We start from the raw sequence: 14,690 nt of genomic DNA on the forward strand, positions 1-14,690 counted from the left end.
GCCCCAGCCCCCGGCGCCGGCGTGGTGAGAAGCCCATGCCGCAACCATTCCGTGCCCGGTACGGCACCGTCCGCACAGCACCGTGAGCCGACTGTCGGAAAGCGCGTCGAAGCAGGCGGGGCGGCGTACCCTCTGGGCCGATCAGTCGACGGTGACGAGCAGTTCGTGCACGGCCCGGCGGATCTGCTCGTCTTCGACGAAACTCCTCCAGCTTCCCGACGAGGTCAGTCGACGGTCGAGGGTCAGGGCGGCTTCGAGCGCGCAGCGCGTCTCGGCACCCAGTCGGCCGATGCCGGCCAGCCCCTCCACGGCTCGACGCATCACTGGCAGGTACCGGCCCTGGGCCAGAGGAAGGACGGCCTGTTCGAGCGACCGGAGCCAGGGTGCCGACGTGCCTGTGACCTTCCACAGCGCGATCGCCGCCTCGACCTTCTCCCAGCTCTCGGGATGCGCCCTCTCCATGAGGCAGTGCAGACGGTCGGCCCGGCCGACGGCTCGCGGACCGAGGTCCCCCATGTGCCGGATCGCGACGTGGAACACTCTGTCCTCCTCAAGGGCCGCTCCCAGCAACTCGAGCGCGGGCTGCGGGTCGTCGCCGAGCCTGGCACGCGCCCACGCGAACAGTTGTCGTTCTGCTGCCTCCGCTCGCGTCCCCGCCGCGATGCCCGCTTGCGCGCGACGCAGATCCGGAAGAGCTTCGGCGGCCCCGGGGCCGATGGACGCCAGCGCCTCGGCGGCGAAGCGCCGCACCTGCGGATGGGCCAGCAGGCCAGTCAGCTCCGGCAGGGCGGGAAGCGCCGCCGGCCCCCAGGCGGCGAGGACCTGCGCGCACGCGCGTGCCGCCTCGTGGTCGTCGGACGCATGGACTCGACGCAGCAGCGCCCGGAGGTCGGGCAGCAGCTCATCCGCGTGGGCGCGCAGCGGCATCAGCACCTCGTGCATGCCCGGGAGCGTGGGGAAGTAGAGGAAGCCGGGCGAGTAGTGCGACCCGTGCGTCGCGAAGACCGCCCTGCGCGCGAAGAGCCGGTCGACGAGTCCGGGCAGACAACGCGGATCTCCCCATCGGCTGAGCGCCCACAGGGCGTTGTCCGCGACCGTGTCCGCGCATCGCCGAGACGGCCGGGACCCGTGGTCGGCCAGGTGGGCGGCCAACTGCTCGGTGTACGGCGCCGAGACGGTGCCCAGGGCTGCGAGCAGGTGTGCGGCCTGGACCCGGATCTCGGGTTCTGCCGCCTCCAGGCTCTGCGCCAGCACCGGTAGCAGGTCCGTGGCCGGGGAGTGCCACTGTGCGAGCAGCAGGCCGGCCCTTTCCAGCGCGGCGGCGCGAAGCTCCGCCGGCCTGGACGGCGCTGCCAGTCGGCTGACGAAGGCGGCGGCTGCCTCGGGTTTGTCGGCCACCAGGTTGTAGCTCTTACGGGTGAGGCCGGTCAGGGTCGCGTCCGCCCAGGCCGCGGGCAGCTCTGTCGCTGCCTGCGGTGCGGTGAACGTGTCGATGAGCAGGTCGAGGTGGCGGACGGGCGCGTCGGGGTCCACGGATCCAAGAGCGTGGAGTGCGGCCAGCCGCACGGCCGGCTCCCCTGCGGTGAGCAGGGAGTCGAGGAGAGAGGCCACCCGGCCGAGCTCGTCCGGGGAGGCGCTCGCCGCCACCTGGCCCAGCGCGACCAGTGCCGCGAGCCGGGTCGTCCGATCGTCGTCCTGCTCCCAGCGCTCCCGCAGCAGCTTCAGGGTGGGTGTGACCGGCTCGGGCGCCGCGGCCAGGATGGCGAGAGCCGCGCGGCGGACCACGGGAATCGGGTCGGCGGACAGATGCTCGACGGTGGACCGGGACCGTGCCCAGGCGTACGGCCAGTTGGGATCCACGAAGCGGGGCTCCGCGGTTGCCGCCGTATCGGCCAGTCTCTCGATCAGTTCGAGCAAGGTCAGTCGTTGCGGCACCGTCGGTATCGCGGCCAGGGCCAACACGTACGGGAGTGCGGCCGTCGCGGCGGGGCAGATCCGGCCGCCTTGGTGAAAGAGAAGGTCGAGCAGCTCGTATGCCGCCTCTTCACCCTCTCTCCCGTCCTTGTCACCGGCGGCGATGTCGTGCAGCAGCCCCGGGACGTCCTCAGCGGTCCCGTGGTTGTGTTTCAGATCGGCCCAGGGCAACGCGTCCATTCCCTGCAGTGCCCGGACCGCCGGGTGCTTCGTGGTCATGGATGGATCTTCCCGGCAACGTGGTGGTCCGGCAGAACGGTCGGTCGCGGCCAAGCGTGATTCCGCAAGGCGGAGGCGGTGCTGTCGATCGGCACTGGGGCAGAAGAGTAAGAGGACGGACGAGTAATTCGTTGGCGCGGACTCCCCGTTCACTCCTAGGGTCGTCAGTGTTCGCGCGGCAGCTGGTCGAGTTGTCGTGGTGGTTCGGCATGGTCGAGGAGGTGTGACCGATGGCTGTCTCTGTGATGGGCGCTGCCCGCATCCGGAAGTTCGTCACGTCCACCTCCGTGGTCACCGGCTGATCCGACACCTTCTTCTCCGCGCGCGTGCGCGGAAGCCGGGGCCACCCTTGTGAAGGGTCACCCTTGATTTCCAGCTCAGCTGTCGCCTCCCTCATCCCCTACGGCTGGGACGAGGCCTGGGCGGACGAGTTCGCCGCCCACGCCTCCGAAGGCCTGCTGCCCGGCCGTGTGGTCCGGGTCGACCGGGGCCAGTGCGACGTGATCACCGCCGACGGGGCCGTGCGGGCCGACACCGCCTTCGTCACCCCGCACGATCCGATGCGGGTCGTGTGCACCGGCGACTGGGTCGCCGTCGATCCCGGCGGCAACCCGCGCTACGTACGGACGTATCTGCCGCGCCGTACCGCTTTCGTGCGGTCCACCTCCTCCAAGCGGTCCGAGGGGCAGATCCTCGCCGCCAACGTCGACCACGCCGTCGTCGCCGTCTCGCTCGCCGTCGAGGTCGACCTCGGCCGGATCGAGCGGTTCCTCGCCCTCGCCTGGGAGTCCGGGGCGCAACCGGTGGTCGTGCTGACCAAGGCCGACCTGGTGCCGGACCCGGTGGCGCTGTCGTACCTCGTGCAGGACGTGGAGACGGCGGCGCCCGGCGTGCCGGTGCTGACCGTCAGCGCGCTGCACGGAGAGGGGCTGGACGCGCTCGTCGCGCTGGCCGCCGGCGGTACGTCCGTACTGCTCGGGCAGTCGGGGGCCGGCAAGTCCACGCTCGCCAACGCGCTGCTCGGCGAGGACGTGATGGACGTCCGGGCCGCGCGGGACGTGGACGGCAAGGGACGCCACACCACGACCACCCGCAACCTGCTCGCGTTGCCCGGCGGGGGCGTGCTGATCGACACGCCCGGGCTGCGCGGGGTGGGACTGTTCGACGCCGAGACGGGTGTCGGACAGGTGTTCACCGAGATCCAGGAACTGGCGGCGCGATGCCGGTTCCACGACTGCGCGCACGAGAGCGAACCGGGATGCGCGGTGCTGGCCGCCGTCGACTCCGGGGAACTGCCCGTGCGGCGGCTGGAGAGCTACCGCAAGCTCGTCCGGGAGAACCAGTGGATCGTCGCCAAGACCGATGCGCGGGTCCGTGCGGAGCTTCGGCGGGACTGGAAACGCAAGGGTGCCGCCGGTAGGGCCGCGATGGAGGCCAAGCGGAGGGGGTGGCGGTAGGAGGCGGGGTTCTCCTTGCCGTCGCGGGGGGCTGCCGCCCCCAGCCCCCCGCTTCGGCCTGAACGGCCTCGTCCTCGAGCTCCCCCAGAGGGGGCACCCCCGGACGGGCTCTCTTGGCCGATGTCCGATTTCCGCCAGCCGCGGGCCCCGCTCTCGCCCACACTGAAGGACATGACGGACGACGACACCCGGTACGAAGCCGTCCGCAGCCGGGACGCCCGGTTCGACGGGGAGTTCTTCTTCGCCGTCGAGACCACCGGCATCTACTGCCGGCCCAGTTGCCCCGCGGTGACCCCGAAGCGGCACAACGTGCGGTTCTTCGCCACGGCCGCCGCCGCGCAGGGAGCCGGGTTCCGGGCCTGCCGGCGGTGCCGGCCGGACGCCGTGCCCGGATCCGCCGAGTGGAACGTGCGCGCCGACGTGGTGGGCCGCGCGATGCGGCTGATCGGCGACGGTGTCGTCGACCGGGAGGGCGTCGCGGGGCTCGCCGCGCGACTGGGGTACAGCGCCCGGCAGGTGCAGCGGCAGCTCACCGCCGAGCTGGGCGCCGGCCCGGTCGCGCTGGCCCGCGCCCAGCGGGCGCACACCGCGCGCGTGCTGCTGCAGACCACCGGGCTGCCGGTCACCGAGATCGCGTTCGCGGCCGGTTTCGCCAGCGTGCGGCAGTTCAACGACACGATCCGCGCGGTGTACGCCGCCACGCCCAGCGAGCTGCGGGCCGCCGCGCCCAAGGGGCCGGCCCGGGGCCGCCGGGCGGCCACACCGGGCGCCGGGATCCCCCTGCGGCTCGCGTACCGGGGTCCGTACCGGTCCGGTCCCGTCTTCGACCTGCTCCAGCGGGAGGCCGTACCGGGTGTCGAGGAGGTGGGCGGCCCGCCCGGCCGCCGAACCTACCGGCGCACGCTGCGGCTGCCGTACGGCACCGGCATCGTCGCCGTGCAGGAGCGCACGGGCGCGCCGGGCACACGGCCGGCCGGCCATCCCGGCGGCTGGCTCGACGCCCGGCTGCACCTCACCGACCTGCGGGACCTGACGACCGCCGTGCAGCGGCTGCGGCGGCTGTTCGACCTGGACGCCGACCCGTACGCCGTCGACGAGCGGCTCGGCGCGGATCCGAGGCTCGCCGCGCTGGTCGCCGCCCGGCCGGGCCTGCGCTCGCCCGGCACCGCCGACCCGGCCGAACTCGCGGTGCGGGAGCTGGTCGGGCGGGCGGAGGCCGAGCGGCTCGTCCTGCGGTACGGAAAGGCGCTGGACGCCCCCTGCGGCGGCCTCACCCATCTCTTCCCGGAGCCCGACGTGCTCGCCGAGGCCGAGCCGCACGGCACCCTGGGGGCGCTGGCCGCCGCGCTCGCCGACGGCCCGCTGCGGCTCGACCCGGGCGCCGACCGGGAGGCCACCGAGGCGGCGCTGCTCGCCCTGCCCGGCATGGACCCGGCGGTCGCCGCCGCCGTCCGCGTCCGCGCCCTGGGCGACCCCGACGTGTCCCCGCCCGGCACCGACCTCCCTGACGACTGGCGGCCCTGGCGGTCGTACGCCGTCCAGCACCTGGCGGTGGCGGGGAGCGAGGGGAGGGACCGGGACCTCTGAGGCCTGTCCGGCGGATCAGGTCACAGGGCACGGGCGGTGCCTCGTCGGCGCTGGTGAGCGGGGCGAATGGGGGTGCCCCGGCGCGAGCTCATTCGAGCGTGGGGGAGCGTCCGGCTGCAAGGCGGAGGAGGGCGTCGACGCGATGGGGGTCCCCCCGCTCGAGCGAAGCCGAGAGTGGGGGAGGGCGTGCCAAGCCCCGCGTCTGCGGCATGATCCGCCGGACACCCCCTAGGGCACCTGGTCCTCCAACCCCCAGCTGTGGACCCGCAGCGGATGGACGCGGATCACCTCCTCGCTGAAGTGCGGGCCCAAGTCGTGCGGGCCGGTGAGGAGTTCGGCTTCGCCGCGGATGTCGACGCCGCGGACCCGCCAGGGGTCGAGGCTGACGATGTCGTCGACGACGAGGGCGACCTTGGGATTCCGCTGCAGGTTGCGCCACTTCTTGCTGCGGCCCATCGCGAAACCGCCGATCAGGATCGTGTCGTCGTCCTGCGGGAAGAATCCCACGGGATTCGCCTGCGGCTGACCGTGCGGGTCGACGGTGGCCAGCCGCCCCAGCCGTTGCGATCGGAGATAGGCGCGCTCGGCCGCGCTGAATTCGGTCATGCCGCCAGCCAAACACGCCGGCCCACCCGGCGCATCGGCTCTTCGGCCCAGGACCGCCGGTCCGCCCCCGCGCTCGGCCGTGCGGGTGGGCCCCCGGTGATGCTCCGTCAGCGCGTGTCCGGCGTGTGGCACGGTCGCCTCCGGCGGAGCGGTGGGAAGGGCGGGCGCGGGCATGGTCAAGGGCGGGCGGGTCCTCGCGGCGGCGGTCGTCACGCTGATGGGTACGGCGACCGCGGCGGCCGGGGCCGGTTCCGCTCCTGCCCGGGACGTCGCCGTCCGGCGCGCCTGGACCGGCAGCTGGGAGGCCGCGCCCAGTGGCACCGGGGCCGCGCTTCCCGGCGCCGCCATCCGCAACGTCGTGCACCTCAGTGTCGGCGGGCGGGTGCTGCGGGTCCGGGTGAGCAACCGGCTCGGCACCGCGCCCCTGACGCTCGGCGCGGTCACGGTCGCCCTGCGGCGGGCGGCGGGCCCGGACGCCGTACCCGGCTCGATGCGCACCGCCACCTTCCACGGCGCCTGGGCCGTCACCGTCCCGCCGGGCCGGGACCTGGTCACCGACCCGGTGCGGCTGGCGGTACCGGCCGCCGCCGATCTGCTCGTCACCGTCCGCCCCACCGCCACGGGCCCCGCCACCTACCACCGCACCGCCCTGCAGACCGGCTACATCGCCCCCGACGGCGACGGCGACGGCGACGGCGACGGCAACAGCGACGGCGACGGCAACAGCGACGGCGACGGCGTGGCCGCCGACGAGGACGGCAGCGCGTACACGGTCACCACCGGCCACTGGTACTACGTCACCGGCGTCGACGTCCGCGCCCCGGCCGCCGGCAGTGTCGTCGCGTTCGGCGACTCCCTCACCGACGGCACCGGCACCGCCCCCGACACCAACCACCGCTGGCCCGATCTGCTCGCCGAACGCCTGCGCACGCTGCCCCCGCCCCGCCGCCCGGGAGTGCTCAACGCCGGGATCGCCGGCAACCGTCTGCTGCTCGACGGCACGGGGCCGAGTGCCCTGGCCCGGCTCGACGCCGACGCCCTCACAAGGGCCGGGGCGCGGACGCTGATCCTGCTGGAGGGCATCAACGACATCATCCGGGGCACCCCGCAGGCCGGGGACGTCCGGGCCTTCGAGGAGGCCTACCGGGCGATCGTGGCCCGCGCGCACGCCCGCGGGATCCGGGTCGTCGGGGCCACTCTCACTCCGTACGGCGGCCATCCGGCCTTCACCGCGGCGAGGGAGGCGGTACGGCAGCAGGTCAACGCCTTCATCCGGACGGGCGGCGCCTTCGACGCCGTGGCCGACTTCGACGCGGCCGTCCGCGATCCGCACCGGCCGCAGCGGATCCGGCCCGCCTACGACTCGGGGGACCACCTGCACTTCGACGACGCGGGCGCACGGGCGCTGGCCCGCACCGTCGACCTGGCGGCCCTGGTCCTCGGATGAGGCGGCCCCACTCGGCCCCACCGTCCCTCCCTTCATCAACTCCCATCCCACGCATGGTTGTTCGATGGTTCACTCGGCGCGTCATGCGCGGCCGGAAGCCGCGCCGGAATTTCCGGATGCCCCGTTTTCCTGCGGCCCGGGCGGTGGACAATTGGGGGCATGAAGCAGCAGGGGGGCAGGCCGATCCGTCACGAGGACGACTGGTGGCGGCAGTTGTACGACGACTCGGCCCCGGACACGGGCCCCACGGCCGAGGCCGATTCCCTGGACGACCGCTTCGCCTCGGCGGCGGGAGCGGTCGGCGACCCGCCGGGCGGGACCGGTGCGCGGGGGGAGCGCACGGACAAAGGCCCCGGCGGACCCGACGAGAGCTCCGGTGGCCGGCCCACGGCGGCAACCGCACCGCCGGAGGCGCCCCGCCAGGACGCCGTCCCGCCGCAGCGCCTCCCGCTGGACCCGCTCCCCACCCCGCCCGCCGCTCCCACCACCCTCCCGCCAGGCCCGAAGCCTCCCGGGTTCACGGAGGCACCGCACGAGGAGAGCCCGGCGGCGACCCCGTCCCACGCCCCCGTCGAACCGCCGCCCCCGCCCTCGGCACCACCGGTGCCCGCCATGTCCCCCGCCGCCCACCTCGACCTCCCGGCCCAGCCGCCGCCCCCCGTCGACGTCGACTACGTCGGTTCCGGACCGCCGACCTACGACCCCGAACCCACCGCGCTGCCCGCCGCCGACCCGGAGGAACTGGCCGAACTCGTCGCGGACACCGTGCTGGACGGGGCGCGGTACGGGGCCTGCACGCTGCGGGCCGCGTCCGTGCGCGGGGACTCCGCGCGGTTCAGGGGGGAGCCGCGCCGCGACTCGCTGCTGACCGCACGGTTCGGCAGTGGGGAACAGGCCCTGGTGCTGGTGGCGATGGCGACCGGGGCCCGCGCCGCGCCGGGCGCGCACCGGGCGGCGGCCGAGGCCTGTCAGTGGATCGGGCGGGCCGTGGGACGCAGCCACGCACGGCTGGTGGAGGACATCCGGGCCGGCCGGCGCGGCGACCTCAAGTCCGGTCTGCACCGGCTCACCGACCGCAGCCTCGGCCACCTCCGCGCCAGCGCCACGGAGCAGGGCGTCGACCCGGAGGAGTACGGGGCCACCCTGCGCTGCCTGCTGCTGCCCGCCCACCCCGACTGCCGTACGCGCGTGTTCTTCGGCGTCGGCGCGGGCGGACTGTTCCGGCTGCGCGACGGCCAGTGGCAGGACATAGAGCCGCAGGTCACCGCCGCCGCCACGGCCGGCGAGCCCGTCGTCGGCTTCGGCTCGCCGCCGGCCGAGACGCCGGAGGGCGACCGGCTCACCATGGACCTCGGCATACCGACACCGCCGAGCCCCTTCGAACCGGCCCCGCAGCCGCCCCGCGAACCGTTCCGCTTCCGTGCCTCCGTCGCCCGGCCGGGTGACGCGCTGCTGATGTGCACCGAGGGCCTCGCCGACCCGCTGCGCGGCGAGGCCGCCCTCTGCGCCTATCTGGCACGACGCTGGTCCGGCCGCGCCGCGCCCGGCCTCGCCGCGTTCCTCGCGGACACCCAGGTACGGGTGAAGGGCTACGCCGACGACCGCACGGTGGCCGCGGTGTGGGAGGCGTGACCCCGGTTCCGTGACGGCCGCCGTCCCCGGCCGGGCGCCCGGCGACCGGTGGATTCCGGCCAGATTCACGGGGCCGGCCGCGGTCGCCGGGGCGGGAAGCGGGTGCCCGACTCCGGCGTGCCGGGACGCCCGTGACGTACTGGAGGGGCACATTCGCCCGGAACGCGCTTGCTCCCGCGCTCGAGCCGCGCCTCAGCCGCGGTGGACCCGTGGCCGAACCGTTGGTCATCAGGGACACGACATGACTGGCCACCGGCTCATGGGGCATGGATCCCCGTGAACGTGTTCGACCAGGAGGGGCAACGGCAACGGCGTGCGGGCGGGGGACATGAAGAGGCAGGCACGAGGAGGCGGTCCCATGACCATCGGGGCCCCCTCCGCGAGGCAGGCGGGGGAAGATGCCGACGACACGGAACGGACGCGACCGCCCCAACTGAGGCGGAGACTGGGACGGGCGGACCTGCGGGCGGTACCCGAGGCCCGCAGGGCGCTGCGCGAACTCCTCACGCAGTGGGGAAAGCCGGGGCGCTCCGAGATAGCCGAACTGCTCACCAGCGAACTCGTCACCAACGCGCTCGTGCACACCGACCACGAGGCCGTACTGACGGCCGTCGTCGGACCGCACGGATTACGCGTGGAGGTACGGGACTTCGTCGCCCGCAGGCCCCGCCTGTGCATGCCGGACGCCGACGACGGCACGCATGGCCGGGGCCTGCTCCTGGTGCAGTCCCTCGCGGACGCGTGGGGCGTACGGGCCCACGGGGTGGGCAAGGCGGTGTGGTTCGAACTCGACGCGGAGGCCGCGTGAACGGCACCGGGTCATGAACGGGGCGGGGGCGTGACCCTGAAGGTCACGCCCCCGCCCCGGTCGTCCGGCTCCCGGTGGCTAGCCGAACTGCTGCTCGAGGTCCTTGAGCTTTCGCTCCAGGGAGTCGAGGCGCGGCAGGGCCATGGTGTCGTCCTCGGCGGTCAGGTCGACCGTCAGGGGTTCAGCCCCGGTGCGGGCCGGCTGAAGGGACGGCCGTGAGCGTACGGGCAGCGGCTCCGGCGTGGATATGGCAGGCTCCGCGGTGACCTGGTCGGAGACGCGCTCCAGCGTGGCCTGGGCCTCCGCCTGGCGGCCGCCCCCGCGGCCGGCGAAGCCCCGGTGGCCGCGGCTGATCGCCTTGAGCTGGGCGCGCTCGACCCGCTGCTGGTCGCGACGGCGACGGCGCGTCTCCTCCTTCTGGCGCTTGTCCTCGCGCACCTCCTCGACCGCCTCGTCCAGGCTGCGCACGCCCTCCAGGAGCATCAGCGACCAGGCCTTGTAGGTCTCGCGGGGGGCCCGCATCCAGCGGACGACACGGATCTGCGGCAGTGGACGCGGCACCAGACCCTGCTCGCGCAGCGCGGCCCGGCGGGTCTGCTTCAGGGCGCGGTCGAAGAGCACCGCCGCCGACAGCGACATACCGGAGAAGAACTGCGGGGCGCCCGCGTGACCGACGCCCCTCGGGGCGTGCACCCAGTTGAACCACGCGGCGGCGCCGGCGAACGTCCATACGAGGATGCGGGAGCCGAGTGCCGCGTCACCGTGGCTGGCCTCGCGCACCGCGAGCACGGAGCAGAACATCGCCGCGCCGTCCAGCCCGAACGGGACCAGGTACTCCCAGCCGCCGGTCAGACCGAGGTTCTGCTGGCCGAAGCCGACCAGGCCGTGGAAGGAGAGGGCGGCGGCGACCGCCGCACAGCAGAACAGAAGCACGTAGGAGGCCGTGCCGTATATGGCTTCCTTGCGTCTGCGGCGCTCCTCGCTGCGCTCCCACGAGTCGTCCGCGCTCGCGTTCTCCCCGGAGGAGCGCTTGCCGCGCGCGAGCACCGCCACCGCCGCCAGCATGCCCAGGAGCAGTACGGCGCCGGGTAGCAGCCAGTTCAGCGATATGTCGGTCAGTCTCATCTGGGGTCCCTTGCATTGGGATAGGGCGTAACGCCCGCCATAGTGGCCCAACCCCACCGGCCCTCAGGGGGTTTCGGGGCAAGAGGCCGCCAAGGAGGTGCAAGGGGATGCGCAGGGCAGCGTTCTGCTCGAACTGCCGCTTGAGGGGCGGGAGTTGCGTTCGAATAAGAGTACCCGTGCGGATGGTGCCGCGGAAAGTTCCCGTGACGGGTGAGGACTTTGTGAATCACCTGTCCGTCGGCGGGAGGTGCGGCGGATCCCTGTGGGTGCTCCGACCGCGGTGATCCTAGTGGACCGGCATGCCGGCCCCGCCCTGAGGGTGCCTCAAGCGGCGGCGGCCGAGGTCGGCTTGGCGACGCGGGCGCTGTCGCTGGTGCGCGGGCAGGTGGCGCAGGTGTCCTCGGGGCGCAGGGTGTAGAACATGCAGCAGCTCGCCCGGTCCCGGGTGGGCAGGGGTTCGCCGTCCGGGCCGGTGAGGGTGCGGAAGGCGGCGGAGCCGACGTACGGCCTGGTGGCGCCCGGCAGCAGCAGTTCCAGCTCCCGCACGGCCCGCTCCTCCTCACCGAGCAGGTGGGCGACGTACCACAGCCCCTCGACCAGCTCGTCGGTCGCCATGCCCCACAGCGCCCGCCCGCGCCGCCGCATCCGCGGTCCGAACCCGGCGAGCACGGGCTCCAGGTGCTCGGCCGCCGCCGCCCGCACCTCGGTCCGCAGCGCCTCCTCGTCCGGCACCACGACCGCCGCGGACGAAGCCGCCGCCGGATCGCCGGGGAGGCAGGCGAAGGAGGCGGGACGGACGGCCATGCGGCCGGCGGTGCGGTCGTACGAGACGTGGGTCACGGGCAGCCGGGGCACCCGCCGGTTCAGGAACCACGGCACGGTGATCAGCAGGCAGGCGGGCCAGGCGTAGCGGTGCAGCCCGAAGCTCGCCACGACGTCGGGCCGGGCCCGCTGTCCGTAGTCCCGCAGCACCTGTGCCTCGTCCCAGGCCAGGAAGGCCGCGAGGTCCGCCCCGTCGTCCGTGAGCGAGGCGGCCCGGATCCAGTCGCCGCCGCGCGGGGCGGGCTCCCCGGGGCCCAGTTCCGTGACGCTCAGGCCCGGGTACACCTCGGCGAGGCGGGCGTAGGCGGCGGAGAGGGGCGAGGCCGGGACGGGCATGGGACACCACCGATTCGGGGACGGGCGAGGCAAGCCTAACCTTACTGGCTGGTGGGGAAGTTTGAACTGCCGCCCTGTGCGCCTAAGGTGCTTGACGGACGAGTAACAACCCGTCGTAATGACCCCAAGTGCCGACAAGCCGGAGGAGGACCCCGTGAAGCAGGGCGCGCAGGGCTCCGGCGACACGGGTGTACCGGACCTCCGGGACGGGGCCCGCGTGCCGCGGCAGACCCGGGCGCAGGACGTGGACCGGCGACGGGAGTCCCGCTCGGCGGTGCAGCGGTCCTCGGTGCGCGGCCAGATCCTCGACGCCCTGCGCCACGCGCTGGTGGCGGGGGACCTCAAGCCCGGCGAGGTGTACTCCGCACCGGCGCTCGGAGAGCGGTTCGGGGTCTCGGCGACGCCCGTACGGGAGGCCATGCAGCAGCTCACCCTGGAGGGCGCGGTGGAGGTCGTGCCCAACCGGGGTTTCCGGGTGGCGGTGCGGGGCGCGCGGGAGCTGGCCGAACTGGCCGAGGTGCGGGCGCTGATCGAGGTGCCGGTGATGATGCGGCTCGCCCGCACGGTGCCCGCGGAGCGCTGGGCCGAGCTCAGGCCGCTGGCCGAGGAGACGGCCCGTGCGGCGACCTCGGGGTGCCCGGCGACGTACGCCGAGTCCGACCGGGCCTTCCACCGCGCGGTGCTGGGCCTGTCCGGGAACGAGCAGCTCGTACAGATCGCGGAGGACCTGCACCGGCGGGCGCAGTGGCCCCTCGTCGGCGGCCCCGTCCGCCAGGGCCGAGCCGATCTCGTCGCGGACGCGGCCGAACACACGGCCCTGCTCGACGCGCTGATCGCCGAGGACCTGGCGACGGTACGGGCCCTGGTGGGGGAGCACTTCGCGGGCGCGGTCTGAGGGCCGCGGCCACCCCTTCGTCAGGCAGGGCCGCCCACCGGCCCGCCCCACGTCGGCCGGTCTCGGCCCCCGGGAAAGTTCCGAGAACGACACCGTCCAGACCGACGAGTCCCGGGGCGAACCCCCGGCGCGGGTACGGGGCGAATCCCTGGCGGTGTGTGGGGTGGAGCCCTGGCGGGGTACGGGGCGGAGCCCCGGAGGGGTGCAGGGGCGGAGCCCCGCGGGGGGCCCAGGGGGCGCAGCCCCCTGGCGGGGCTGGAGGGGCGGAGCCCCTGGGACGGGAAAGGGTAGGGGCGGAGGGGGCCGAAAAACCCCGCCGGCCCCCCGTCAGTCCCCGTCCCCCGAGCGGCTCGCGCTCTTGGAGAAGCCGTCGTGCCACGCGGCCTTCGCACCGGAGTCACCGATGCGGTAGACGTCGACCACGGCGCCCACGGCCACGGCCAGCGACAGCACCGCCACGACGATCCGCACCGGCGCGGCCGCCCACCGGGTGGCGGTCCCCGCACCGTCGCCCTCCACGACACCGGCCGACGCAGCGCCGGGCGACCCCGCACCGGCCCGCCGGCCCGTCCACCACACCACCGCCGCCAGCACGAACAGTCCGAGGGCCCAGGGCAGCAGCCCGTCGCCCAGTTCGGTGTGCCGCCGCACCAGCGCGTTGCTCTCGACATGCGCCTCGAGCCATTCCCCGGCGTGCGTGGTCAGCGGCACACTGGCCAGCGACACGAAGGCGAGCAGCGGCAGCAGCACGCCCAGTCTGCGGGCGGCCGGCGGCCACAGCGCACTGGCCACCAGGGCCAGCGCGGTCAGCGGCACCAGTACGACCACGACATGGACGAGGAGGACGTGCGCGGGCAGTCCGTTGATGAGATTCATCGAGGCGTTCCCTCCGGGGCTCGGGCGCGCCAGCCTGGCACAGCAACCTCTCAGGTGGCTCTGAGTCTCCCCTCAGGCGGTGGCCACCCCCGGCGTGGGCGGCGCCAGCTGCCGGGCCAGCCACGTGGGCACGCCGCCGAGCAGGCGGAACAGACGGCGGGCCTCCTCACGCAGGCGGGACGCCTCCGGCTCGGTCTCCGTGTCCGCCAGGGACGCCAGCGCGGGGGCCGTACCCACCAGGTAGCCGAGTTCCTCGCGGATGCGCAGCGACTCGGCGAAACCGTGCCGGGCCTCCGCCAACTCGCCGTCCCGCAGGGCGAGTCCCGCCAGATGCCGCCAGGTGAAGGACAGCAGCAGCGGATCGGAGTGCGCGGCGGCGCCGGCGTGGGCCCGGCGGTAGGCGGCGCGGGCCGCCTGCGGTGAACGGGCCAGGTTCTCGGCGATCAGCCCGCGCCGGAAGTCCAGCAGGGCCCGGCCGGCACCGTCCGGCGGGATCAGCGCGGCGGCCCGGCCGAGCGCGGCCCGCGCCTCGTCGGCCCGGTCGCGCACCCCGTGCAGGGTGGCCGCGTAGGCGAGCTGCCCCCGCTCGCAGGCGGCGGCCCCCCGCGCCTCGTCGTCCCGGGCCAGCGCCTCGGCGGTGCGCAGCGCGTCCTCCGCCTCCTCCCACCCCCGCTCGGTGTACAGGCACCGTTCCACGAGCAGCCCGGCGCGCTGCAGCGCGGCGGTGGCGGTGTCCGGCCGGAGCAGGGCCGCCGCGTCGGCCCAGCAGGCCCGCGAGCGCAACCGCCATACCGCGGTCTGGAGAGGATCGTCACCGGCGGTCGTTCCGTTCCCAGACATGGCGGAGTGCGCCACGTTGCCCTCCTCGAGCACGCCATCGAGCTTCTGAGTGGTGGCCGCATTCCA

General features: G+C 74.4%; 12 protein-coding genes. 6 read left to right on the plus strand and 6 right to left on the minus strand.

Features of this window, described 5'->3' with window-relative positions; all coding sequences use genetic code 11:
* Positions 1-141 precede the first annotated feature (141 nt).
* Positions 142-2,193, minus strand: a complete 2,052-nt coding sequence (locus ACFY0F_RS19680; protein WP_388795454.1) for a hypothetical protein — start codon at positions 2,191-2,193, stop codon at positions 142-144.
* Positions 2,194-2,558: 365 nt separating this feature from the next.
* Here ACFY0F_RS19680 and rsgA point away from each other — a divergent pair, with 365 nt between their 5' ends.
* The gene (gene rsgA, locus ACFY0F_RS19685) at positions 2,559-3,650 is read left to right on the plus strand and encodes a ribosome small subunit-dependent GTPase A (protein ID WP_388795457.1); all 1,092 of its coding nucleotides are present in this window, start codon (positions 2,559-2,561) and stop codon (positions 3,648-3,650) included.
* Between the two features lie 171 nt (positions 3,651-3,821).
* Positions 3,822-5,237, plus strand: coding sequence for an AlkA N-terminal domain-containing protein (locus tag ACFY0F_RS19690; protein ID WP_388795460.1), 1,416 nt, complete (start codon positions 3,822-3,824; stop codon positions 5,235-5,237).
* 228 nt (positions 5,238-5,465) lie between these two features.
* Here the strand turns inward: ACFY0F_RS19690 and ACFY0F_RS19695 are convergent, their stop codons facing one another.
* Positions 5,466-5,843 carry a PPOX class F420-dependent oxidoreductase gene (locus tag ACFY0F_RS19695; protein ID WP_388795463.1) on the minus strand — a complete coding sequence of 126 codons (378 nt, stop codon included), beginning with the start codon at positions 5,841-5,843 and terminating at the stop codon, positions 5,466-5,468.
* Between the two features lie 172 nt (positions 5,844-6,015).
* Between ACFY0F_RS19695 and ACFY0F_RS19700 the strand changes: the two genes are divergently transcribed.
* The 3 genes from ACFY0F_RS19700 to ACFY0F_RS19710 all read left to right on the plus strand — a co-directional run bounded on the left by ACFY0F_RS19700 (position 6,016) and on the right by ACFY0F_RS19710 (position 9,730).
* Positions 6,016-7,290 (plus strand): SGNH/GDSL hydrolase family protein, encoded by a 1,275-nt coding sequence (locus ACFY0F_RS19700; RefSeq protein WP_388796211.1) that lies wholly within the window; start codon positions 6,016-6,018, stop codon positions 7,288-7,290.
* A gap of 159 nt (positions 7,291-7,449) precedes the next feature.
* Positions 7,450-8,922: a protein phosphatase 2C domain-containing protein gene (locus ACFY0F_RS19705; protein ID WP_388795466.1), complete on the plus strand. Its 1,473-nt coding sequence runs from the start codon at positions 7,450-7,452 to the stop codon at positions 8,920-8,922.
* A 358-nt stretch (positions 8,923-9,280) separates the two neighbouring features.
* Positions 9,281-9,730, plus strand: coding sequence for an ATP-binding protein (locus ACFY0F_RS19710; RefSeq protein ID WP_388795469.1), 450 nt, complete (start codon positions 9,281-9,283; stop codon positions 9,728-9,730).
* Positions 9,731-9,808: 78 nt separating this feature from the next.
* On the opposite strand, the gene ACFY0F_RS19715 is transcribed toward ACFY0F_RS19710, so the two are convergent.
* Together ACFY0F_RS19715 and ACFY0F_RS19720 are read right to left on the minus strand one after the other, a co-directional pair.
* Positions 9,809-10,855, minus strand: coding sequence for a DUF2637 domain-containing protein (locus tag ACFY0F_RS19715; RefSeq protein ID WP_388795472.1), 1,047 nt, complete (start codon positions 10,853-10,855; stop codon positions 9,809-9,811).
* A 324-nt stretch (positions 10,856-11,179) separates the two neighbouring features.
* Entirely contained in the window at positions 11,180-12,013 is an 834-nt protein-coding gene (locus ACFY0F_RS19720; protein ID WP_388795475.1) for a (2Fe-2S)-binding protein, read from the minus strand.
* Between the two features lie 154 nt (positions 12,014-12,167).
* Between ACFY0F_RS19720 and ACFY0F_RS19725 the strand changes: the two genes are divergently transcribed.
* Positions 12,168-12,908, plus strand: coding sequence for a GntR family transcriptional regulator (locus ACFY0F_RS19725; protein WP_388796214.1), 741 nt, complete (start codon positions 12,168-12,170; stop codon positions 12,906-12,908).
* A 327-nt stretch (positions 12,909-13,235) separates the two neighbouring features.
* Here ACFY0F_RS19725 and ACFY0F_RS19730 read toward each other — a convergent pair whose 3' ends face one another.
* Positions 13,236-13,784, minus strand: coding sequence for a DUF2231 domain-containing protein (locus ACFY0F_RS19730; protein WP_388795478.1), 549 nt, complete (start codon positions 13,782-13,784; stop codon positions 13,236-13,238).
* Between the two features lie 72 nt (positions 13,785-13,856).
* On the minus strand, positions 13,857-14,624 hold the full coding sequence (locus ACFY0F_RS19735) for a hypothetical protein (protein ID WP_388795481.1): 768 nt from the start codon (positions 14,622-14,624) through the stop codon (positions 13,857-13,859).
* Positions 14,625-14,690 lie beyond the last annotated feature (66 nt).

It is taken from the genome of Streptomyces sp. NPDC001544, from assembly GCF_042894285.1.
GTDB lineage: Bacteria > Actinomycetota > Actinomycetes > Streptomycetales > Streptomycetaceae > Streptomyces.